This window comes from Halomonas heilongjiangensis (genome assembly GCF_002879645.1).
GTDB lineage: Bacteria > Pseudomonadota > Gammaproteobacteria > Pseudomonadales > Halomonadaceae > Halomonas > Halomonas heilongjiangensis.
The window spans coordinates 25,285-44,967 of the sequence record NZ_PNRE01000051.1 but is presented as its reverse complement, the minus strand read 5'-3'; the positions used below and the strand labels follow the sequence as shown (position 1 = coordinate 44,967).

Here is a 19,683-nt window from a genome sequence, read left to right as displayed (position 1 = left end):
CAGTGTAATCAGAGGCGAGGTGATGTCGATGTACGTGTGTCTTTGCAAGGGCGTGACTGACCACAGGATCCGCCAGGCGGTCGAGGAAGGGGCGCGCAGCTGGCGCGAGGTGCAGCGTGATACCGGCTGCGGCACCCAGTGTGGCAAGTGCGCCTGCGTGGGCAAGACCATCACCCGCGACGCCGTGATGAGCGAGATGGCGAATTCCTCCGCCGACCTGGCCTACGCGGTCTGATTGCTTCCCGGCTTCCCGGCTTCCCGGCTTCCCCGACCTCGCCGCGCGGCGAAACGTCAATCGCTATCATTCTTGTTGATTCTCTCCCAACTCTTTGTCGTCATTGGACTTTTTTGGCGTCGTGTCCAATACTGCTGGTGGTTGCAGCATGCTGGCGTGCATCGGACGATGCGCGCCGCGCTGCCACGCCTCTGACACCTGACCGCGACCACTAGGGAGAGATACGATGAAAGGCGACAAGAAGGTCATCGAGCATCTGAACAAGGCGCTCGGCAATGAGCTGGTGGCCATCAATCAGTATTTCCTGCACGCCAAGATGTACAAGGACTGGGGCCTCAAGGCGCTGGCCAAGTGGGAGTACGACGAGTCCATCGAAGAGATGAATCACGCCGACAAGCTGATCGAGCGCATCCTCTTCCTCGAGGGCATCCCCAATCTCCAGGACCTGGGCAAGCTGCAGATCGGCGAGAATACCCGCGAGATGCTCGAATGCGACCTGAAGCTCGAGCATGCAGGCCGCAAGGACTATATCGAGGCGATCAAGCACTGCGAGAAGGTCCAGGACTACGTCTCCCGCGACCTGCTCCGCGAGATCCTCGCGGACGAAGAGGAGCATATCGATCATATCGAGACCGAACTCGGCCTGATCGACAAGGTCGGCCTCGAGAACTACCTGCAGACCCAGATGCAGTCAGCCGGCGACGAGTAACCGTCGCCCCCGGCGAAGGACATGGATGCCTCCCGCCCCCCCGGCCTGGTCGTCGAGGGCGACCGGCTGCGACTCGAGGGAGACTGGACCACCCCGACCCTGGCCCTGGTTGCCGACCAGGCGCTGGCACTGAGCCGCCAGGGCCCCTGGCGACTCGAGGCCAGGGGCGTGACGCGGCTCGACAGCAATGGTGCCCGGTTGCTGGTATGGCTGGGCGACGACGCCATGCCGGCCGGCCTCGATAGCCGCTGGCAGCCGCTCCTCACCCTGGTACGGAAGGCCCTGCACGACACGCCGGAGCGAGCCCTGCCGCGCCGCGGTTGGCTGGAGGGCTTCGGTCGCCGGGTGTTGCTCTCGCTGGATCAACTGCACCACCTGCTGGCGACCCTCGGCGAGCTGTGCCTGGCCCTGCTCGCGCTGTTGCGTGCTCCCCATCGGCTGCGCTGGCGCGAGACCCTGAACGTGGTGGTGGCCAGCGGCGCCCTGGCGGTGCCGATCATCGCCCTGCTGGCCTTCCTGCTCGGTGGCGTGCTGGCCTACCAGGGCGGCATCCAGCTGCGTACCTTCGGGGCCAATATCTTCATCGTCGAGCTGGTCACCCTGACCCTGTTCCGCGAGTTCGGCCCGCTGATCACCGCGATCATCGTCGCCGGCCGCTCCGGCGCGGCCTTCACCGCCGAACTCGCCACCATGCGCGGCAACCGTGAGATCGACGCCCTGCTGACCCTGGGCATGTCACCGGTGGAGCGGTTGCTGCTGCCCAAGTGGCTGGGGCTGGTGATCGCCATGCCGCTGCTGACCGTGCTGGCCAACGCCGCCGGCCTGGCGGGCGGCGTGCTGGTGGCCGATCTCATGCTGGGGGTGGACTTCGACACCTTCCTCGCGCGGGTCCCCCAGGTGGTGGCCGGCCAACACTTCTGGGTCGGTATCGGCAAGTCGGTGGTGTTCGGCATGGTCATCGCCCTGGTGGGCTGCAGCGAGGGCATGCGCGCCCGTGGCGATGCCGAGAGCATCGGGCGCAACACGACGTCCAGCGTGGTGCAGGCGATCTTCTGGGTGATCGTGCTGGACGCCCTGTTCTCGGTGCTCTTCAACCTGATGGGGTGGTGAGATGGGGCGGCGTGACGAGAGCGTTCCGGTCGAGCTGGCGGGTCTTGAGACCCGTTTCGGCGCCCTGGTGGTGCACCAGGGGCTCGACCTCGAGGTGCGTCGCGGCGAGGCGCTGGGCATCGTCGGCGGCAGCGGCAGTGGCAAGTCGGTGCTGCTCTCGGTGATCAGTCTGCTCAAGGCGCCCCATGCCGGGCGGCTGAAGCTGTTCGGCGAGGAGGTGGACATGGCCATGAGCGAATCGCGGCTGATGCCGCTGCGCCGGCGCCTCGGGGTGATGTTCCAGCAGGGCGCCCTGTTCTCGTCGCTGACGGTGCTCGAGAACGTGATGCTGCCGCTCACCGAGCACACCCGACTACCGGCCCTCTTGATCGAGGAGTTCGCGCGACTGAAGATTGCCCTGGTGGGGCTGCCGCGGGAAGCGGCCCAGCGCTATCCGCGGGAGCTCTCGGGGGGCATGCTCAAGCGAGCCGCGGTGGCCCGGGCCCTGGCGCTGGACCCCGAGCTGCTGCTGCTCGACGAGCCCAGTGCGGGTCTCGACCCGGTCAGCGCAGCCGAACTGGACGCCCTGTTCAATACCCTTCGCCAGGCGCTGGGCCTGACCCTGATCCTGGTGACTCACGACCTGGACTCGCTGTTCACGGTCACCGACCGGGTGGCCTACCTGGGGCAGGGGCGCGTGCTGGAAGTGGCCTCGGCCCGCGACCTGACCGAGAGCCACGAGCCCGAGATCGCCCGCTATTTCGGCAATGCCCGGGCCCAGCGCTTCCGCGCGGATGCCTGATGCCGCCGGGGGGAGGAGAACGCCATGCAGACGAAAGTGAACCCGGCGCTGGTGGGTGCCTTCATGCTCGGGTTGACCGGCCTGCTGGTGGCGATGCTGGTCTGGCTGGCCGGCGAGCGCGACCAGCAGGACCATCTCCCCTATCGGGTCGAGGTGGAGGAGTCGGTGGCCGGTCTTTCCGAGCGGGCCAATGTCTCCTACCGGGGCGTCGAGGTGGGCTACGTCGAGCGCATCGACCTCAGCCGTGACCTGGCGCGGGTCGAACTGATCCTGCGGGTGGCGCCCGACTACCGGTTGCGCGAAGGCACCAGCGCCACCCTGCGTAGCCAGGTGCTCACCGGACGCACCTCGGTGGAGCTGTCCGGCGGCGATGGCCCGATGCTCGACCACGACGGCGACCGGCCGCCGACGATCGCCTACCAGCCGTCGCGGCTCTTCCAGCTCGACCAGGCGCTGGGCGAGGTACTCGACCGGGTCGATGTGATGGCCGAGCGGATGGCCAGCATCAGCGCGCGTATCGACGACCTGCTGGGCGACGAGAACCGCGAGTCGGTGTCCCGGCTGCTGGCCAGCGTCGGCCAGAGCGCCGAACGCCTCGAGCGGCTGCTCGACGACGACAACCTGGAGAGCTTCCAGGCGACGCTGCATAACCTGGAGGTGCTCACCGCCCGGCTCGAGCGCTTCTCGGGCGGCCCCCTGGAGGACCTCGACGGCCTCGGCGATGACACCCGTGAGCTGCTCGCCGGCCTGCGCGAAGCCCTGGGCGAGTTCAGCCAGGGGGCCGGCGAGAGCCTGGCGATGACGGGTGACCAGGTGCGTCGTAGCCTGGGCCGTTTCGATGAGCTGGTGGAGCAACTCGGCGACCTCACGCGTGAGCTGGAGCAGAATCCCCGGCAACTGCTGTTCGGCCCCGATCGCCAGCCGCCCGGTCCCGGCGAGCGCTGATTCGTTCACAGGGAGTGTCCCATGTCATCAAGGAAGCGACCGGATGGCCTTCGGCTACCGCTCCTGCTGCTGCTCGCGCTGCTGGCCGGCTGTGCCGCCCCCGGCAGCCGCGACGCGGTGACGCCGTTGCGCCTGGAGACCCCGGCGGCACCCGAGGAGCGACCGCCACGGTTCGCGGTGCTGAGCGTGGAGACGCCGCGCGTCATGGCCGGCATCAGCGATACGGCGCTGCTCTATATCGAGCAGGATTTCCGGCGCCGCCCCTATGTGCGATCGCGCTGGGGGGCGCCGCTGTCGCGCCAGTTGGGTGACCTGCTGGCGGACCAGCTCTCCCGCAGCGGCATGGTGGCCGTGGTACAGCGGGGGGACGCGGCCGATGTGCGGCTCGAGGTCGAGGTGCTGGAGTGGCTTCACGACTATCGTGGCGAATCCCCCGAGGCACTCGTTGCCCTGCGCACGACGCTGCGCGGCGAGCGGGGCGTGATCGACCAGTGGCGCTGGAGCGAGCGACGCGCCTTCCGGCCGGAGGGGGCGGAACCCGGCCTCGCCGCCCAGCAGGCCCTGCTGGAAGCCTGGCTCGAGGCGTTGCTCGAGCGCCTCGATACCCTCGCCGACGAGGCCCGTTGAGCCCCGCGTGAGCGCACCGCCCGCCCCCCGGGCGGCGGATGATCTACGCTGGTGCAGAGGCTGCGCGCCGCCGCACCGGTGTGGCCCCTGCTGGCGGCCCGGATCGTGAGCCCGGGCCAAGTGCTTCCCGTGTCGATGCCGCTTCGGTCGATCCTGCTGCCGTGGCGACCGGGTTGGCAAGGAAGCTGCATCCACAACAATGACAACCTACGTGGTTACGAGAGGGCTGGATCCATGCGTCGAACTTCCTCCTGCACCGCCTTGCCCGGGGCCGGCCTGCTGGCCGGTGCGCTCTGCCTGTCACTGCTCGGTGCCTCCCTGGCCCAGGCCGACGAGACCCGCATCCGCTTCCAGCTCGACTGGCGCTTCGAGGGGCCCTCGGCGCCCTTCCTGATGGCGGTGGAGCGCGGCTACTTCGCCGAGGAGGGGCTAGACGTGCAGGTGGATTCCGGCAGCGGCTCCGCCGGGGCCATCAACCGGGTCGCCTCCGGCGCCTACGAGATGGGCTTCGGCGACCTCAACGCCCTGGTGGAATTCCTCGCCGAGAACCCGGAGGCGCCCGGCATCCAGGGTGTCTACGTGGTCTACGACGGCACGCCGGCGTCGGTCTTCGCGCGCAAGGACCGCGGCATCGAGTCGCCCTCGGACCTCGCCGGCAAGGCGCTGGCCGCCCCCGCCTTTGACACCGGCTACCGCGCCTGGGGCATCTTCGCCGCCGCCAACGATCTCGACGCCGACGCCGTCGAGTGGCAGAACGTCGACCCGGCCCTGCGCGAGACGCTGCTGGTACGCGGCGACGTGGACGCCATCACCGGCTTCTACTTCACCAGCCTGCTCAACCTGGAGGGGCGCGGGCTGGGCGAGGAGGAGCTCACCATCCTGCCGTTCCCCGACCACGGCGTGCCGCTCTACGGCAACGCCATCGTCGCCAGCGAGGCCTTCTCCGAGGAGCACCCCGAGGCCGTCGAGGGCTTCCTGCGCGCCTTCAACCGGGCGCTGAAGGAGACCCTCGCCGACCCGGAAGGCGCCATCGACTACGTCTACCAGCGAGATGGGCTGATCGACGTGGAACTCGAGACCCGGCGCCTCAGGCTCGCCATCGACAGCGTGATCGATACCGAGGATGCCCGCGCCAATGGTGCCGGCGCCGTGGACGAGGAGCGGCTCGCCAATGCCATTCAACTGGTCGCCGACGCCTACGGGCTGGCCTCGATCCCCGAGCCCGAGCGGGTCTTCACCTCGCGCTTCCTGCCGCCCCGGGAGGAGCGGATGATCTTCCCCGGCCAGGGAGACTAGGCATGGCGGCCCCCTTCGTCGCCTTCGACCAGGTGAGCCTGGCCTATGACGATACCGGCAACGCCATCGAGGAGATCAGCCTGACCATCGAGGAGGGCGAGTTCGTCGCCTTCGTCGGCCCTTCGGGCTGCGGCAAGTCGACCTTCATGAAGCTCTGCACCGGCCTGCATGCGCCGACCGTGGGCAGCGTGCGGGTAGACGGCGCGCCGGTGGGCGGGCCACTGAAGATCTCCGGCATGGCCTTCCAGAACGCCAACCTGCTGCCCTGGCGCACCACGCTCGACAATGTCCTGCTGCCGCTGGAGATCGTCAGGCCGTACCGCAGCCAGTTCCGCCGGCGCCGCGCGGAGTTCGTCGGCTGGGCCCGCGACCTGCTGCGCACCGTGGGGCTCGAGGGCTACGAGGACCAGTTTCCCTGGCAGCTCTCCGGCGGCATGCAGCAGCGCGCCTCGATCTGCCGGGCGCTGATCCATCGCCCACGGCTCTTGATGCTCGACGAGCCCTTCGCCGCCCTGGACGCCTTCACCCGCGAGGAGCTGTGGTGCGTGCTGCGCGACCTCTGGGAGGCCCAGCGCTTCACCGTGGTGCTGGTGACCCACGACCTGCGCGAGGCGGCCTTCCTGGCCGACACCGTCTACGTGATGAGCCGCCGGCCGGGGCGCATCATCGAGCGGCGCGAGATCGACCTGCCGCGTCCGCGGGAGCTGGCGACGACCTACGAGGAACCCTTCACCGGCCTGGTGCAGGCACTGCGCGCGCGGATCGGCGAGATTCGCAGCCGCTGAACGAGGAGGCGACATGGCCATGAGCGAGAAGACCCGCGAGCGCCTCGCGCCCTGGGCGGCGGTGGCGGTCCTGGTGGTGATCTGGGAAGCCACCATACGCCTGCTCGAGGTGCCGGAGTTCATCTTTCCCGGCGCCTGGGCCACCGCCCAGGCGCTGGTGACCTTCGCCGGGCCCATCGGCATGCACTCCTGGCAGACCCTCTGGACCACCATGGCCGGCTTCGGCATCGGCGTGGCGGTGGGGCTGGCGCTGGGCTTCATCATCGGCTCGTCGCGCTTCCTCTACCACGCCTGCTACCCGCTGCTGGTGGGCTTCAACGCCATCCCCAAGGTGGCCTTCGTGCCGATCCTGGTGGTGTGGTTCGGCATCGGCTCGGTGCCGGCGATCCTCACCGCCTTCCTGATCTGCTTCTTCCCCATCGTGGTCAACGTGGCCACCGGCCTGGCGACCCTGGAGCCGGAGCTCGAGGACGTGCTGCGGGTACTCGGCGCACGGCGCCTCGACGTGCTGCTCAAGGTCGGGCTGCCGCGCTCGCTGCCCTACTTCTTCGCCTCGCTGAAGGTGGCCATCACCCTGGCCTTCGTCGGCACCGTGGTCTCCGAGACCGTGGCCTCCAACCAGGGCATCGGCTACCTGATGATGAGCGCCGGCTCGCAGATGCGCATGGCATTGGTGTTCGCCGGGCTGATCGTGATCAGCGCCATGGCCATGGTGATGTACGAGCTGTTCGCGTTGCTGGAGAGGCGCATGACCGGCTGGGCCCACCGCGGGCAGCGCTGATGCCGATCCACGGCATCGTCAAAAGCCGAACCGGGGCGGAAACTGGGACAGCGGGGGCTCCTTGGCCAACCACTCCTCGGCCAGGGCCTCGGCTTCTTCGCGCTGTTCGGCGGTGAGCAATTCGCCGCGGGTCTTGAGCAACCATTCTGCCGCATCATTACTCGTTTCCTCGACCATAGCGAACAGAATCGCCCATCCTTTCACTACATCCTGCTCGACTTGGCATCTTTCTTCGGTATTCGGCTCCAGATAGCACCATCCGATGCTCAGGCGAGCATCTAGAACGCCTTCTTCAGAGGCCTCAACCATCCACTCCCAGGCCTCCTCATGGCGCTCCCGCTGGCTCAGGAGAGCAGACAGGTGGTTCATCGCCGGTGGGTAGCCCCCTTCGGCCGCCCGGCGATACCAGCCTTCGGCTTCCTCTCGCCGCTCTGCCTCATCGGGGTAATCGCCATAGCCGTCATGAATCAGGTGGCCCATCCGGTACTGTGACTCCGCGTGACCGGCCTCGCTGGCACGCTCGAGCCAACTGACGGTCTCCTCCGGCTGGCCCAGGGAGTTGTAGACGTCGAACAATACGCCCATGGCGTCGGAATCCCCGGCCTCCGCCAAGGGAAGGGTCGCCTTCAGGGCCGCCTGTCGCCAGTCGTCGCCCTTGTCGGGGCAGACATCGCCCAGGCGACAGGCGCCTCCCTGGTGCAACCGCAGCATGGCATAGGGCTCGCCGTGTTCGGCGGCACGCCGGTACCACGCCAGCGCCTCGCGGGTCATGCCCATATGGCGCAGTCGGTGGATCTCGCCGAGATAGTACATGGCCTCCGCATCGCCGGCCTCGGCAGCAGGCTCCAAGTAAGGTGGAGCCTGGCTCCGGAGATGAGCGTTGTAGAGGCGCAGGCCCTCATCCTTGGCAGCCTGGGTCTCAGCATCCAGTGCCCAGCCGCTGATCGGGCTGAGCAGCAGGGCAGCGAGTACCAGGGCTTTATATCCAATGATCATCGGGGTTCCTCGTAGATCACGCGCATGCCTCCCTGCCCATCGGGCAGGTATTCGCAGTGGGCATCGGCATGACGGCCCAAACTATTGGCGGCAGCAAGATACTTCTCTCTCGTGGCTCTTGATTGACCACCAGGTAAGCCTGGACTTTCCATAAACCGATCCAATAGGTAACGGTTACGGCAGTAGCCGAGCCCGCGCACCGCATGGGTGCGCTTACCGTGACGGTCGAGCCGCAGCAGGGCCTTTTCGAACAGCCGGCTTCCCGGGTTGGGGCCGGAGGCCGGGCGAACCGACCCGTAGACGCCGCCGAGCACGCCCTCGTGAATCCAGCCCACGCAGTTGGCGATGGCCATCTGCTGCAGGTCGCGCGCCTGGGGTTCGCTAAAGCTTGTCTGCATCCCCAGGCCTCCAAGAGCGCTGTCCGCCGAACTGATCTCGAACGCTCTTGGTGGACTGCTAAGTAGCCAGAGCAGCGCGCCCAAGGCCTCGGGGGTCAGCTGCTGAACCCAGGCACGCAGTTGGCGCTCTTCCTGGCCATCACGGGAGGTCAGCACATAGGCGATCTGACCGGCCCGATCCGTCTGCGCCAGCTCATCCCGCAGTTGCCGCAGCCAGGCGCGCCCCTTGGCCATTACCAGGCCGGCATTGAGCAGGGGCATCATCAGCACATAGCCGAGGTCGCTGAGCTCGTTGAAGGCCTCGTCATCCAGCCAGTCGACACGTTCGAAACCGCTGGCCACCAGGTCGCGGTGCAGCATGGTCAGCCACAGGTCCAGGTGGCGATTGTCGAGCTCCATGGTCATGCCGCCGCCCACCCCGCGCCCGCAGAACAGGGCGGCCTTGGCCCGCAGCACGAACTTGCCATCCCGCAGGCCGAGATGGAAGTCGGCATTCCCGCCCCAGGCCACGCCGTGTTCGCGGTGCCACGCGACCATGCCCAGACTGCGCCACTCTTGCAGCTCGTCCAGCCGGTTACGCCGGGTAAAGGCATCCACCGCCTGGTGCATGGGGGCGCGCATGGCGATGTCCTCGGGCGGCTCCCAGCGTAGCTCGCAGCGATGCTCGATGCCGCCGCGGACCCCCAGGAAGGCATTGAGTTGACCGCCGATACCCAGGCGGTGCACCGGTTCATCGGCGGTGATGTTTGGTTCGCCGTCGAAGGACAGGCGCAGCGCGCCTGACATGGCCAGGCTGGCGCCGGCGAAGCCCTTGGCCACGGTCTCCAGGAGCAGGGCATAGCGCCCCAGGTCCAGCTCGCCGCCATCCTTGAGCGGCAATTTGGCATGCAGCGCCTCGTCCTCTTCGGGCAGGTCCAGTACGTTCAGGGTCAGTTCGCCACGGGCCAGGTGGTAGTCTCCCTTGAGCTTCCATTCGCGGCGCAGGGGACCCTTGGAGCTGGATGCTTCAACGCCGCCTTGTCGGGTCTCCCTCTCGCCTTCCGCAGTGGTGGTGTCGGCCAGGCGTAGCGGTTCGGGGAAGTCGAGGGTGATCAGCGATGACAGCTCTCCCTGGGTCAGCCCGATCAGTCGCAGGGCCTGGGCCTGGGCGCTGGCGTCGAACAGACGCAGGGTATCCCTGGCGGGGCCGGTGAACAGCAGGCGCTGCAGGGTTTCGCCCCAGCGTGACCTGGCGTCGGCGCTGGCCAGGCTGGCGATCTCGTAACCCGCCTCGTCGAGATAGGCATAGAACGCCTCGGGCTGGAACAGGCCCAGGTCGTCGTCGTGCCATTCTCCGCGCCAGTCGATGGGCTCGCAGCCCTTGAGGTCGAGCCAGTGCGAAAGCGCCGTTTCCGGGGCTTCCCACAGGGTCGCCGGGAGCACGCCGTCGGCGTCGAGCAGCGGTGCGATGCGATCACGCACGCCAATGCTCATATAGTCCATCAGCAGATGCAGACTGATATGGCATAACTCGCGCTCACCACCGGCGGAAGTGAATTCACGCAGTGGCCAGTCATTGCGGACGAGCATGTCGAGGCTGCGCTTTTCGTAGCCGAAGGCGTTGCGCTCATCGGCCAGGTCGGCCTGCCAGAACAGCACGCGCCGCGGACGCATGGTTTCCACGGCTTGCCTGGCGCTTTCGTGCAGGGCATCGAGCTGCTCGCTCAGCTCCTGATAACGCTCACGCTCATCGGCGAACAGGAATAGCGGCAGGGCGGTATGGCCCGCGGTGCCGGTCTGCCACTCTTCCAGCTTGGTTTCCACCGCGGCGAGCAGGTCGGCCTGTTCGCGAAGCAGGTCGTTATAGTCATCGAAGTCGCCGACCCCATCCCGCAGGGCGGTACCCGATGCGGAAGGGTTGGCCAGGGCGTATTCCGGCGTGGCGATCCCCAATGCCGCCAGTTGGAGGATGCTTTCCAGGTAGGCAGCATAAAGGGTGCCGCTGCGCAGCTCCGCCATGCGGAGCATCTCGGCGAGATGACACTGCGCACTGGCGGCATTGGGCGTCTGCGTCTCGCAGCTCTCGAGGAACGTCTGGTACTCGGCGAGAACCTCCAGCAGGGTGAAGCGCTGCTCGCGATCGTCATCTGCTTCGTGATCCACGCCCGGCACCAGTTCGTGCCGGCGCATGGCCTCCCGGCGGGTGCGACGGTAGGTCTCCAGGGCCTGCTGGATCTCATTCTCCCAGGGGCCGTAGTAGGCATCGCCGTCAACCACATAGCCCGCGCCACGGGCGGCCCGCCGTCCGGCATTGCGCAGGGCGTTAAGCTCATCCTCGAGGCGCCGTATCTCGTTGGCCTGCTGTTGGCGTTGGTAGCGCAACCGGCGTTGACGGTCGTCGGCTTCGCGCCCGGCGGGGAGAGGCGAAGTCTCGATGGTGGCATCCAGGCCGTTGTGCCAGACCCTCGCCTTGGCCAACTCCCGCTCCAGCTCGAAGTATCGGTCGCGCTCTTCGTCCGAGAGGAAACTGCCGGGGGAGGCCGGCAGGAAGCACTCCATGATGCCGGCCTTCTCGGACAACGTGGCGTTACGCCGTGCGGGATCCTCGAGGCTGGCCCATTGGTAAAGCTCATGGGCCGCCTCGTCGAGATCCTCGGCGACGTCGCGGGTGAGTAGCCAGAATCGCCCGGTGCCGACGAGGTAGAGGATATCGACCCACTCAGGCGCTTGGCAGGCCATGCGCGGCGGTGCGAAGGATTCTCCTCCACCCGGATTTGGGACGAAGGCTGGCCATTCCGTAGCGGTTTGCTGTGACACTGTGACGCCTCCCATGCGTCAGTTCACTTCCGTGTGGCGAGCGAACGCCTGCCGTGACGGCTCGGTATGTTGGGGACCCTATGCAAGTCAGCCGGGAAAAGGAATGGAGGAGGGGAAATTGACGATGGGGCTTACGGTAGTTGTCGGCAATATCCTACATGGAGTGTACCGGTCGTCACCGTCACTCTCTCGTGCCGAGTGGGAACCTGCGCCATGGATGCCTGCTCAGAACGCCTTCTCGAGCTCGAAGCGCGGCACCGGCTCGCCCTGTACCTCGACGGTCTCGGTAAACATCTCCAGCGGCCGCACCCAGAGGCCGTACTCGCCGTAGAGGGCGCGGTAGACCACCAGCGGCTCCTCGGTCTCGCTGTGGTGGGCGACGCCGAGCACCTCGTAGTGGTTGCCCTTGTAGTGGCTGTAGATGCCGGGGACGGGAAGGGGATGGGTCATCTCGGGCTCCAGGGGCTGAGGATCAGGACGCGGGGGCGGCCGCGGCGGCCGATTTCGCCAGCTGGGCCAGCACCCGCGAGGCGGCGACGAAGCCGAAGCTGCCGGTGACGAAGGTGGCGGCACCGAAGCCCGAGGCGCAGTCGAGCCGGGTCGCCTCGCCGTGCCCGGGCTTCTGCAGGCACACCTCGCCGTCGGCACTCGGATAGACCAGCTGCTCGTCAGAGTAGACGCATTCCACCGAGAAGCGCCGCTTCGGATTGCGCGAGAAGCCGAAGTCGCGGCGCAGCCGGGCGCGCACCTTGGCCAGCAGCGGGTCGTGCTCGGTGCGGGCCAGGTCCGCCACCCGGATGCGGGTCGGGTCGGTCTGGCCCCCGGCCGCACCGGTCACGGTGACCGGCAGCTTGCGCCGCTTGCACCAGGCGATCAAGGCGGCCTTGGCGACCACGCTGTCGATGGCGTCGACCACGTGGTCGGCATCCTCGGGAATCCGCTCGGGCAGGTTGGTCGGGGTGACGAAGGCGGTGTCGTCCATCACCTCGATGCCCGGCTGGATCGCCCGGCAACGCTCGGCCAGCACCTCCACCTTGGGGCGGCCGATGGTGCCGTCCAGGGCATGCAGCTGGCGGTTGACGTTGGAGACGCAGACGTCGTCGAGGTCGATCAGCGTCAGCTTGCCGATGCCGGAGCGCGCCAGGGCCTCCACCGTCCAGCTGCCCACGCCGCCCACGCCGACCACCACCACATGGGCGCCGCGGAAGCGCGCGAAGGCGCGGGCGCCGTAGAGCCGGCGAATGCCGCCGAAGCGCAGGGCATGATCGTCCGTGGCGACGTCGCGGGGATCGATGGCGGTGGACGCGAAGGGAAAGTCGGTCATGGCGGTTCGTTTCGGTCGCGGATGGGGGAAGCGAGGTCAGCTCGCGGGTTCGAGGTCGGCGCGGGGCCGGGTCAGGCGCACCCTGTCCGGCGGCAGGTGGCCGGCCCAGCCGAAGCGCCGGAACAGCGCCGTCATGCCGGCATCCAGGGCGCCGCTCAACTCGAGGCGGTGCTCCTCGACGGGATGATCGAAGGCCAGGCCCACGGCGGCGAGCAGCAGGCGGGGACTGTCGAGGCGCTCGGCGAAGAAGCGGTTGTGATTGCCCTTGCCGTGCTTGGCGTCGCCGATGATCGGGTAGCCCCGGTGTGACAGGTGGCGGCGGATCTGGTGGCGCCGGCCGGTGCGCGGTCGTGCCTCCATCAGCGAATAGCGACTGCGCGGGTAACGGTCGACCTGCACCGGCAGCTCCACGCTGTCCAGGCGCCTCACCTCGGTCAACGCCGCGAGCGCCGGCATCTCGGCCTTGGGGCGGCTGCCGTCCTCCTCGCGCAGGGGATAGTCGAGCCACTCGTGCTCGGGGCCGAGGCCGCGCACCACCGCCAGGTAGCGCTTCGCCACCCGGCGTTCGGCAAAGGCCTCGGCCAGCGGTGTGGCGATCTCCGGCGAGAGGGCGAATACCATGATCCCCGAGGTGGGGCGATCCAGCCGGTGGACCGGATAGACCCGCCGGCCGAGCTGGTCACGCAGCCGCTGCAGCAGGAAGGCGCGCTCGCCCCGCGCCAGGGCGGTGCGGTGCACCAGCAGGCCCGCCGGCTTGTGCACGACGACCAGGTGGTCGTCCTGATGAAGGATTGTCAGCGGTGGCGCCATCATGGTTCCGGCCGGTGGAGCGAGGCTGGCCATTGTCGCCGTACCGGGCGACGCTGTCACCCATGGTCGGGCAGCGGGTCGAGCAGGCAGGGGGCATGATGCCGGTAGAACGCCAGCAGTTCGCCGGCCTTGGTGTCCTCATCCCAGCCGGAGGCATAGATCTGGGCGCGGTGGGCCAGTTCGGTGTGCAGCGCCGCGTCCCCCAGCAGCCGGTTCACCTGGGCGGCGAAGTCGTCGAGGGTCTCCTCGGCGATCAAACAGCCTTCGCCTTCCCGAAGCACGTCCCGGGTGCCCATCACCGCCGTTGAAACGACCGGGGTGCCCAGCGCCAGGGCCTCCAGCAGCACCAGCCCCTGGGTCTCTGTCCGTGAGGCGAAAACGAAGGCGTCGGCGGCGCGATAGGCGGCCTGCAAGGGACCATCGCGGCCCAGGTAGCCGAGAAACAGCACCGCCCCAGCCACGCCGGCATCCCGAGCCCGGCGGGCCAGATCGGCCTGGGCCGGGCCCTCGCCGGTGACGATCAGCCGCGTGGTGGGGTGCCGGGCCAGCACCCGGGGCAGCAGGTCGATCAGGAAACCGATGTTCTTCTCATGGGCGGTGCGGCCGACGAACAGCAGTAGCCGAGCATCGGCGGGCAGGTCGTAGCGGGTGCGAAAGTCGTTTTCCTCATGGGAATGACGGAAGCTCTCCAGCGCCAGGCCGGTACCGATCACCGATATCGGCGTCGTCACGCCGTAGTGGGTGAGCGCCTCCTGCATGGCGCGGGACGGTGCCACCAGGGCTTTCACCTGGTGGCACTGGCGTACCGAGAGGCGTCGGGCGGCGAAGCGCAGCCAGCCCCGCGGCAACCAGCGCACGTAGTGGTGCAGGTACTCCTCGAACAGCGTGTGGTAGGTGGCCACCACCGGAATGCCCAGCCGGTCGCCTAGGGCGATGCCGGCATAGTGGGCCACGAAGGGGGTATGGATATGGATCAGGTCGAAGGCGTCGTCGGCGAGCAGTGGAGTGAGGGCCAGCACCTCGCGATAGTGCATCATGCGATCCTCGGGGTCGCCCGGCACCCCGCGCGAGCGGATGCGCAGGACCTCGGGCTCGTCCACCTGGCCCACCGGGTAGTCGGGGCAGATCAGGGTGACCGAGTGGCCGCGGCGCTCCAGGGCGCCGCGAAAGCTGGCGATGGAGGTGGACACCCCGTTGACGCGCGGGAAGTAGACGTCCGAGAGCATCAGGATCTTCATGACCGGGCCCTGGCTGGCAAGGTTCCGCCATCCTGGGGCAGGCGCGTGACGCGGCGGTGACAGTCTCAGGCGGGAGTGGGCTGGGCGCTGTCGCGCTCGGTCAGCGGTGCGAGGGCCAGGATGGCCTGCCGGAGCGTTGCCTTGCGCTCGTGCAGCCGAGTGCGCCAGTGCTGCAGCGCTTGCCGGGATGTTTCCGGTAGTGCCTGGCCCGGTTCCGCGTCGGTGAAGGCGTCGAGCCAGTCGAGTTGGCTGCAGAGATCCTGGAAGTCGCCGAGCCGCTCCTGGTGCACCTTGAGCCCCTCGAGCAGCCGGCGGTGGCGCTCCGGCGACAGCTCCGCCAGGTAGCGGAGGCGCTTCACCCGCTTGCGCAGCTTGTGCAGCGCGGCATCCGGGGAGGCGTCGGTCAGCGAGGTGAGCTGGGCGTCGTGGCGGGCCAGGCGTTCCCGCAACACCCGATCGATCTGCCGCTCCTGCAGGCCCGACAGCGCCTTGGTGAATCCCTTGGAGGCGATGGCGTCTCGCCACGCCAGCATGTCCCGGGCGTAGGCGCGGCGCTGCAGCTGATGGCAGAGCTCCCGGCGGGCCTCCCTGGCGCGCTCGTGGAGCCAGGCGACCAGGGGCGTGAGGGCTGGACCGGCCTCCGGCGACGGCTGGCGGGCCAGGTGTTCCAGGAACACCTCCAGGTCGCGCAGCTCGCTGGTGGCCCGGGCGTGCCGCTTGAGCCCCTTGAGGGCCCGGCCGAGCCTCGGGATCTCGATGATGGCCAGCAGCGTCTCGGCCAGCGCCCGGCTGCGGCGCAGGTTGACCCGGTACTGGTGCAGGAACTCGGGGTCATGCCCGGCGGCCACCCCCGGCTCCAGCGCCCGGATCATGCGGTACTGGTGCTCGAGCTGGTTGATGATGCGATGCCGGGTCCCCAGGTCATCGAGCCGCGGTGGCTCCGGCGCCCTGCCCTGGAAGAGGATGTGGCTCGCTTCCCTGGGCGAGAGAGTGTGGATAATCTCTCCCTGGTGACGGCCCAGCTCTCGCCAGGTGGCGATGGGCAGGGTGATATGTAAGAGGCCGCCGGTGGGTAGGCGCTTCGGCGCCTGGGCGCTCAGCCGCTGGGCGAGCTCCAGCAGGGCCGGATTGTGGCCGATCAGCGTCAGATGATCGGTATCGAGATCGGCGGCTCTGAGCCATCGGCGCAATGGCTTCTCCTCGAAGGTGTAGAGCGCCTCGTGATAGTGGGCCCGGGCGGCCAGGCCGAGTTCGGGCAGGGTGGCATCCAGACCCAACAGCGTCTGGCGCGCGCGCAGGGCGGTGCTGACATGGATCTCGCCGGTGAAGGCGCCCAAGCGCTGCAGCGGCTCCGCCATGGCGGCCACCTGGCGCTGGCCGCGGCCGCTCAGCGGGCGTTCGTGGTCGTCAGTGGCCCGCTTCGCGCGGGCATGTCGGATCAGGTAGAGATGCTTCATGGGCACCTCGCGATCATGGCTCATTCATCCCGATGGTCTACCGACGCTAGCGCGACAAGATGACGGTGTCGTGACCGGCAGGGTGGCATCGACACGCTATGCTGGAAGCTAGCGAGGCGCCCCGTTCCTCCCATGATCCAAGGAGAACGTCCATGTTGGAATTCATTTCCCATCCGGCGGACCATGTCGTGGCGATGAAGGCAGGCGGCATCGTGACGGCGCGGGAGCTGCAGCGCGCCATCGATGCCATCGAGGCCGCCAAGAAGGCGCATCCGATGATCAGCATGGTGGCCGAGATCGACGACCTGCGCTGGATGACGCTGACGGCCTTGATGAAAGATATCGGTTATGGCCTGACCCAGCTCGGCGACCTCCAGCACTACTACCGGGCCGCCGTGATCACCGACAGGGAATGGGTCAAGCATCTCGCCCATCTGGAAGATAGGCTGTTCAGGGCCCTGGAGATTCGCACCTTCCCCAAGCGCGAGCGCTCCGCCGCCATGGCCTGGGCCGGCGAATTGCCCAGGGGCGCCCACGAGGAACCCGAAGAGGACGGCTATCACGGCGCCTGAGCGTTGCCTGCAGTCCGAGCGTGCCATGAGGGGCGCCAACCGCTCCGCGGGCTAGAGGATGCCTCGGGGCGCCGTTACCGGCGCCTGGGTAGATGCCGCTGAAGCTGGTGCTTCCAGTTCCCCCCAGAGTGGCGTCGACAGGCCGCCTCGTTGTCGAACCCCACCCACCTGGCCGCGTCATCCACCCTGAGCCCCGCCTCGAACAGCGCCTGCCGCGACCACTCCCGCCACTGCCCCGGCGAGCGCACTGCCTCGGCCATCGCCTCCGGCGTGTCGAACACCCAGACGATACAGGGCGTCCCGGCCTCGGTATCCACATGGGTCACCCAGGCGAAGCCAGGCACCTCCTGCTTCGCCTGCTCGCACGCCGCGGTCAGCGACCGGATCAACTTGCGCTCCTGATAGTGCCTCGCCACTCGCATCTCCCTCGCTACCGATAACTCATGGGCCACCGCCCCGGGCAACAGAGGATACGGGACTCATCACCCGGCTTCAGCCCGCTGCGCATCCCCAGCCAAGAACCCGATACACGGACCCGCGGCCGCCTGGCCCGGGAACCGACCATCGAGCCCTGGCACGCCCTACCCGAGCACGGCTCCCTCGGCCAACAGAGCCGCACCCGCCGCAGATGTACGACGCGACCTCGCGGGTGGGGCAGCACATCGGCGAGGAGGAGCATTCCAAGCCATGAGGTATGAGAAAACTCAAGATTCGAGAAGGCAAGCCGAAGAAATCTTTAGTAGGCTGAGTGTTACTGGATGTGATCAGGCGGAGTTTCGATGTCGCCATTGGGCGACATTTTCGGCCCGCAGTGGCCAAGGTGGCGGCGTCTAGCGGGACTGCCGGGCGGTAGCGTGCCCGCAGATCGGAAAATCCATACGGGGCGGGGTTCCAGCCAGTAGGACTTCTGTGGGAGGGAGCTTGCGACCGGCAGATATCGACCCGAAACGGATGTTCGGACGAATGTTGCCGGCTCGTTTACCGAATTATGCTACCGAGGTGTACTTAAATCCTGGATTCAAGAATGGTCAGAAGGTTATGCTGGGCCAAGCAGGCTTGTTTGTTGATTTGAACATGCCGGCATGATACGCCAATAATAGAGCGTGAAGTATAATCACTGTTATGCGGTGATTTGTCAATAAAATAGAGGATATTATGACTACAGTTTTTGCGGAAGACGACGTCGAAACAGAATTTGAGAACGAAGAAGATGAAGTTGCTGTTCATTACGACATCGCGAGCTATCCTTCCGACTATACCTTGTCAGGTATCGCTCAAATGTGGAAGGATGGTGATATAGAGATCCCTGATTATCAAAGAGAATTTGTTTGGGGGATAAGGCAGTCATCTTTATTGATTGATTCTTTTCTTACAGGCTTGCCCGTTCCTCCCGTTTTCTTCTATATTGATGAAGAAAATAAAAATCTAGTAATTGATGGGCAGCAAAGAATATTGAGTGTTGTTTTTTATCTTGAGGGATATTTTGGAAAGGAAAGCACTCATGGTAAACGCTTGGTATTTAGACTGTCTGGTTTAGGTGATGGGAATCCATATAATGGTAAAAAATTTGACGAGTTAGATGAGTCAGACCAGAGAAAACTAAAGCAGGCTGTATTGAGAGCCATTAACATACGACAGCTAAATCCCGTAGGAGAGGGTACGAGTGCCTACCATATATTCGAAAGACTAAATACCGGAGGTACGCCGCTAAAACCACAAGAGATAAGAAACTGTGTGTTCAGGGGGGAGTTCAGTCAGTTATTAAAAGAAGCAAATAAAGATAAGAGTTGGCGAAAAATCATAGGAAGGCCTAATCTCGACAAGCATCAGAAAGATGTTGAGCTTTTATTGCGAATTTTCTCCTTGGTGGGTGCTTCGGATAGTTATGAAAAACCCATGAAAGAATTTCTTAATCAAGCCATGAGAAAACATCAGACTGGAGAAACTAAAAAATCAAAGAGTTTTCTTGAAGTTTTTCCTAAAGTTGCAGAGTTGGTCTTAAAAGAACTGGGGGAAAAGCCATTCCATTTAAGGGGGCCTTTGAACGTGTCTGCCCTTGACTCCTTTATGGCTGTATTGATTGAAAATTATAAAAATCTGCCAAAAATAAATATTGGAGAAAGGTTCAGAGAGCTCGTTGAAGATCAAGATTTTATAGATGATGCAACTATAAATACTACAGATACTAAAACCGTTCATAGCAGGCTTTCACGAGTTAAAAGAATAGTATTTGGTGCATAAATGACTTACACCAACCATTTTCAGCATGCGGATGATGTAATCGATCACCTAAATGGTATCGTACCTAACATTCAAGACCCCCTTGTTCGGATCAAGTATGTTGGCTTCGTTTCCGTCGCTGCCGTTACCGTATATGAGTTAGCTTTGAAAGAAATATTTATTAATTTTGCCCGCAATAAGCATAAAGTTCTAGGCAGCTTTACGGAAAATTATTTTGACAGAATAAACGGGCGCATAAAGATCAGAGTGATACAATGTGATTACATAAAAAAATTCGGAGAGAAGTATAACAAAAGGTTTGATCGTAAACTTGATGAAGCAGCAAAAGCCTACTTGTTAGCGAATCGTCGAGATATAAAAAATTCGTATACAAATCTGATTACTTGGCGCAATGATTTTGCGCATGAAGGAAAGCTTAATTCGAACACAACATATGGCGAGGTCGTTCAGGCATATCAGGATGGTAAGGAGGTTATACATTGTCTTGCTGAAACTATGAGACGATGAAATGCATAATTAAGGCGTACACAGGATTCCGGCGCCGTCGCGCCGCCTCCTGTGACGCCGGCGTTAGGAAGTCAG

General features: G+C 65.3%; 20 protein-coding genes. 12 read left to right on the top strand and 8 right to left on the bottom strand.

Annotation, left to right across the window (positions count from 1 at the left end):
- Positions 1 to 28: 28 nt before the first annotated feature.
- The 9 genes from C1H66_RS11750 to C1H66_RS11710 all read left to right on the top strand — a co-directional run bounded on the left by C1H66_RS11750 (position 29) and on the right by C1H66_RS11710 (position 7,269).
- Complete coding sequence (locus C1H66_RS11750) at positions 29 to 235, top strand: (2Fe-2S)-binding protein (protein ID WP_102628072.1); 207 nt, start codon at positions 29 to 31, stop codon at positions 233 to 235.
- 226 nt (positions 236 to 461) lie between these two features.
- Positions 462 to 944: a bacterioferritin gene (bfr, locus tag C1H66_RS11745; protein ID WP_102628071.1), complete on the top strand. Its 483-nt coding sequence runs from the start codon at positions 462 to 464 to the stop codon at positions 942 to 944.
- Between the two features lie 21 nt (positions 945 to 965).
- The gene (locus C1H66_RS11740) at positions 966 to 2,054 is read left to right on the top strand and encodes an ABC transporter permease (protein ID WP_102628070.1); all 1,089 of its coding nucleotides are present in this window, start codon (positions 966 to 968) and stop codon (positions 2,052 to 2,054) included.
- 1 nt (position 2,055) lies between these two features.
- On the top strand, positions 2,056 to 2,835 hold the full coding sequence (locus C1H66_RS11735; RefSeq protein ID WP_102628069.1) for an ABC transporter ATP-binding protein: 780 nt from the start codon (positions 2,056 to 2,058) through the stop codon (positions 2,833 to 2,835).
- A 24-nt stretch (positions 2,836 to 2,859) separates the two neighbouring features.
- Entirely contained in the window at positions 2,860 to 3,780 is a 921-nt protein-coding gene (locus C1H66_RS11730; protein WP_102628068.1) for an MlaD family protein, read from the top strand.
- 21 nt (positions 3,781 to 3,801) lie between these two features.
- Complete coding sequence (locus tag C1H66_RS11725; protein WP_102628067.1) at positions 3,802 to 4,407, top strand: ABC-type transport auxiliary lipoprotein family protein; 606 nt, start codon at positions 3,802 to 3,804, stop codon at positions 4,405 to 4,407.
- 234 nt (positions 4,408 to 4,641) lie between these two features.
- Positions 4,642 to 5,703 (top strand): ABC transporter substrate-binding protein, encoded by a 1,062-nt coding sequence (locus C1H66_RS11720; RefSeq protein ID WP_102628066.1) that lies wholly within the window; start codon positions 4,642 to 4,644, stop codon positions 5,701 to 5,703.
- Between the two features lie 2 nt (positions 5,704 to 5,705).
- On the top strand, positions 5,706 to 6,488 hold the full coding sequence (locus tag C1H66_RS11715; protein ID WP_102628065.1) for an ABC transporter ATP-binding protein: 783 nt from the start codon (positions 5,706 to 5,708) through the stop codon (positions 6,486 to 6,488).
- Positions 6,489 to 6,507: 19 nt separating this feature from the next.
- Positions 6,508 to 7,269: an ABC transporter permease gene (locus C1H66_RS11710; RefSeq protein ID WP_102628092.1), complete on the top strand. Its 762-nt coding sequence runs from the start codon at positions 6,508 to 6,510 to the stop codon at positions 7,267 to 7,269.
- Between the two features lie 18 nt (positions 7,270 to 7,287).
- Here C1H66_RS11710 and C1H66_RS11705 read toward each other — a convergent pair whose 3' ends face one another.
- The 7 genes from C1H66_RS11705 to C1H66_RS11675 all read right to left on the bottom strand — a co-directional run bounded on the left by C1H66_RS11705 (position 7,288) and on the right by C1H66_RS11675 (position 16,288).
- A complete protein-coding gene (locus tag C1H66_RS11705) occupies positions 7,288 to 8,265 on the bottom strand; it encodes a tetratricopeptide repeat protein (protein WP_102628064.1) in 978 nt (325 codons plus the stop codon).
- Positions 8,262 to 11,381, bottom strand: a complete 3,120-nt coding sequence (locus C1H66_RS11700) for a hypothetical protein (protein WP_102628063.1) — start codon at positions 11,379 to 11,381, stop codon at positions 8,262 to 8,264. Before C1H66_RS11700 ends, C1H66_RS11705 begins: the two co-directional genes overlap by 4 nt.
- 303 nt (positions 11,382 to 11,684) lie before the next feature.
- Positions 11,685 to 11,909, bottom strand: coding sequence for a DUF1653 domain-containing protein (locus C1H66_RS11695; protein ID WP_102628062.1), 225 nt, complete (start codon positions 11,907 to 11,909; stop codon positions 11,685 to 11,687).
- Positions 11,910 to 11,931: 22 nt separating this feature from the next.
- The gene (tcdA, locus tag C1H66_RS11690; protein WP_102628061.1) at positions 11,932 to 12,783 is read right to left on the bottom strand and encodes a tRNA cyclic N6-threonylcarbamoyladenosine(37) synthase TcdA; all 852 of its coding nucleotides are present in this window, start codon (positions 12,781 to 12,783) and stop codon (positions 11,932 to 11,934) included.
- Positions 12,784 to 12,819: 36 nt separating this feature from the next.
- Entirely contained in the window at positions 12,820 to 13,593 is a 774-nt protein-coding gene (locus tag C1H66_RS11685) for a pseudouridine synthase (protein WP_102628060.1), read from the bottom strand.
- Positions 13,594 to 13,649: 56 nt separating this feature from the next.
- Complete coding sequence (locus tag C1H66_RS11680; RefSeq protein ID WP_102628059.1) at positions 13,650 to 14,831, bottom strand: glycosyltransferase; 1,182 nt, start codon at positions 14,829 to 14,831, stop codon at positions 13,650 to 13,652.
- 65 nt (positions 14,832 to 14,896) lie between these two features.
- The gene (locus tag C1H66_RS11675; protein ID WP_170064141.1) at positions 14,897 to 16,288 is read right to left on the bottom strand and encodes a CHAD domain-containing protein; all 1,392 of its coding nucleotides are present in this window, start codon (positions 16,286 to 16,288) and stop codon (positions 14,897 to 14,899) included.
- Between the two features lie 152 nt (positions 16,289 to 16,440).
- Between C1H66_RS11675 and C1H66_RS11670 the strand changes: the two genes are divergently transcribed.
- Positions 16,441 to 16,860 carry a SpoIIAA family protein gene (locus tag C1H66_RS11670; protein WP_102628057.1) on the top strand — a complete coding sequence of 140 codons (420 nt, stop codon included), beginning with the start codon at positions 16,441 to 16,443 and terminating at the stop codon, positions 16,858 to 16,860.
- A 74-nt stretch (positions 16,861 to 16,934) separates the two neighbouring features.
- Here C1H66_RS11670 and C1H66_RS11665 read toward each other — a convergent pair whose 3' ends face one another.
- Positions 16,935 to 17,276 (bottom strand): hypothetical protein, encoded by a 342-nt coding sequence (locus C1H66_RS11665; RefSeq protein WP_102628056.1) that lies wholly within the window; start codon positions 17,274 to 17,276, stop codon positions 16,935 to 16,937.
- Positions 17,277 to 18,015: 739 nt separating this feature from the next.
- On the opposite strand from C1H66_RS11665, the gene C1H66_RS11660 reads away from it, so the two are divergent.
- Positions 18,016 to 19,101 (top strand): DUF262 domain-containing protein, encoded by a 1,086-nt coding sequence (locus tag C1H66_RS11660; RefSeq protein ID WP_102628055.1) that lies wholly within the window; start codon positions 18,016 to 18,018, stop codon positions 19,099 to 19,101.
- On the top strand, positions 19,102 to 19,608 hold the full coding sequence (locus tag C1H66_RS11655; protein ID WP_102628054.1) for a HEPN domain-containing protein: 507 nt from the start codon (positions 19,102 to 19,104) through the stop codon (positions 19,606 to 19,608).
- Positions 19,609 to 19,683: the final 75 nt, after the last annotated feature.

Bases quoted from the DNA above. Each gene is read 5' to 3' on its own strand.
- C1H66_RS11750 (WP_102628072.1), top strand. From the start codon at position 29: ATGTACGTGTGTCTTTGCAAGGGCGTGACTGACCACAGGATCCGCCAG.
- bfr (WP_102628071.1), top strand. From the start codon at position 462: ATGAAAGGCGACAAGAAGGTCATCGAGCATCTGAACAAGGCGCTCGGC.
- C1H66_RS11740 (WP_102628070.1), top strand. From the start codon at position 966: ATGGATGCCTCCCGCCCCCCCGGCCTGGTCGTCGAGGGCGACCGGCTG.
- C1H66_RS11735 (WP_102628069.1), top strand. From the start codon at position 2,056: ATGGGGCGGCGTGACGAGAGCGTTCCGGTCGAGCTGGCGGGTCTTGAG.
- C1H66_RS11730 (WP_102628068.1), top strand. From the start codon at position 2,860: ATGCAGACGAAAGTGAACCCGGCGCTGGTGGGTGCCTTCATGCTCGGG.
- C1H66_RS11725 (WP_102628067.1), top strand. From the start codon at position 3,802: ATGTCATCAAGGAAGCGACCGGATGGCCTTCGGCTACCGCTCCTGCTG.
- C1H66_RS11720 (WP_102628066.1), top strand. From the start codon at position 4,642: ATGCGTCGAACTTCCTCCTGCACCGCCTTGCCCGGGGCCGGCCTGCTG.
- C1H66_RS11715 (WP_102628065.1), top strand. From the start codon at position 5,706: ATGGCGGCCCCCTTCGTCGCCTTCGACCAGGTGAGCCTGGCCTATGAC.
- C1H66_RS11710 (WP_102628092.1), top strand. From the start codon at position 6,508: ATGAGCGAGAAGACCCGCGAGCGCCTCGCGCCCTGGGCGGCGGTGGCG.
- C1H66_RS11705 (WP_102628064.1), bottom strand. From the start codon at position 8,265: ATGATCATTGGATATAAAGCCCTGGTACTCGCTGCCCTGCTGCTCAGC.
- C1H66_RS11700 (WP_102628063.1), bottom strand. From the start codon at position 11,381: ATGGCCTGCCAAGCGCCTGAGTGGGTCGATATCCTCTACCTCGTCGGC.
- C1H66_RS11695 (WP_102628062.1), bottom strand. From the start codon at position 11,909: ATGACCCATCCCCTTCCCGTCCCCGGCATCTACAGCCACTACAAGGGC.
- tcdA (WP_102628061.1), bottom strand. From the start codon at position 12,783: ATGACCGACTTTCCCTTCGCGTCCACCGCCATCGATCCCCGCGACGTC.
- C1H66_RS11685 (WP_102628060.1), bottom strand. From the start codon at position 13,593: ATGGCGCCACCGCTGACAATCCTTCATCAGGACGACCACCTGGTCGTC.
- C1H66_RS11680 (WP_102628059.1), bottom strand. From the start codon at position 14,831: ATGAAGATCCTGATGCTCTCGGACGTCTACTTCCCGCGCGTCAACGGG.
- C1H66_RS11675 (WP_170064141.1), bottom strand. From the start codon at position 16,288: ATGAAGCATCTCTACCTGATCCGACATGCCCGCGCGAAGCGGGCCACT.
- C1H66_RS11670 (WP_102628057.1), top strand. From the start codon at position 16,441: ATGTTGGAATTCATTTCCCATCCGGCGGACCATGTCGTGGCGATGAAG.
- C1H66_RS11660 (WP_102628055.1), top strand. From the start codon at position 18,016: ATGACTACAGTTTTTGCGGAAGACGACGTCGAAACAGAATTTGAGAAC.
- C1H66_RS11655 (WP_102628054.1), top strand. From the start codon at position 19,102: ATGACTTACACCAACCATTTTCAGCATGCGGATGATGTAATCGATCAC.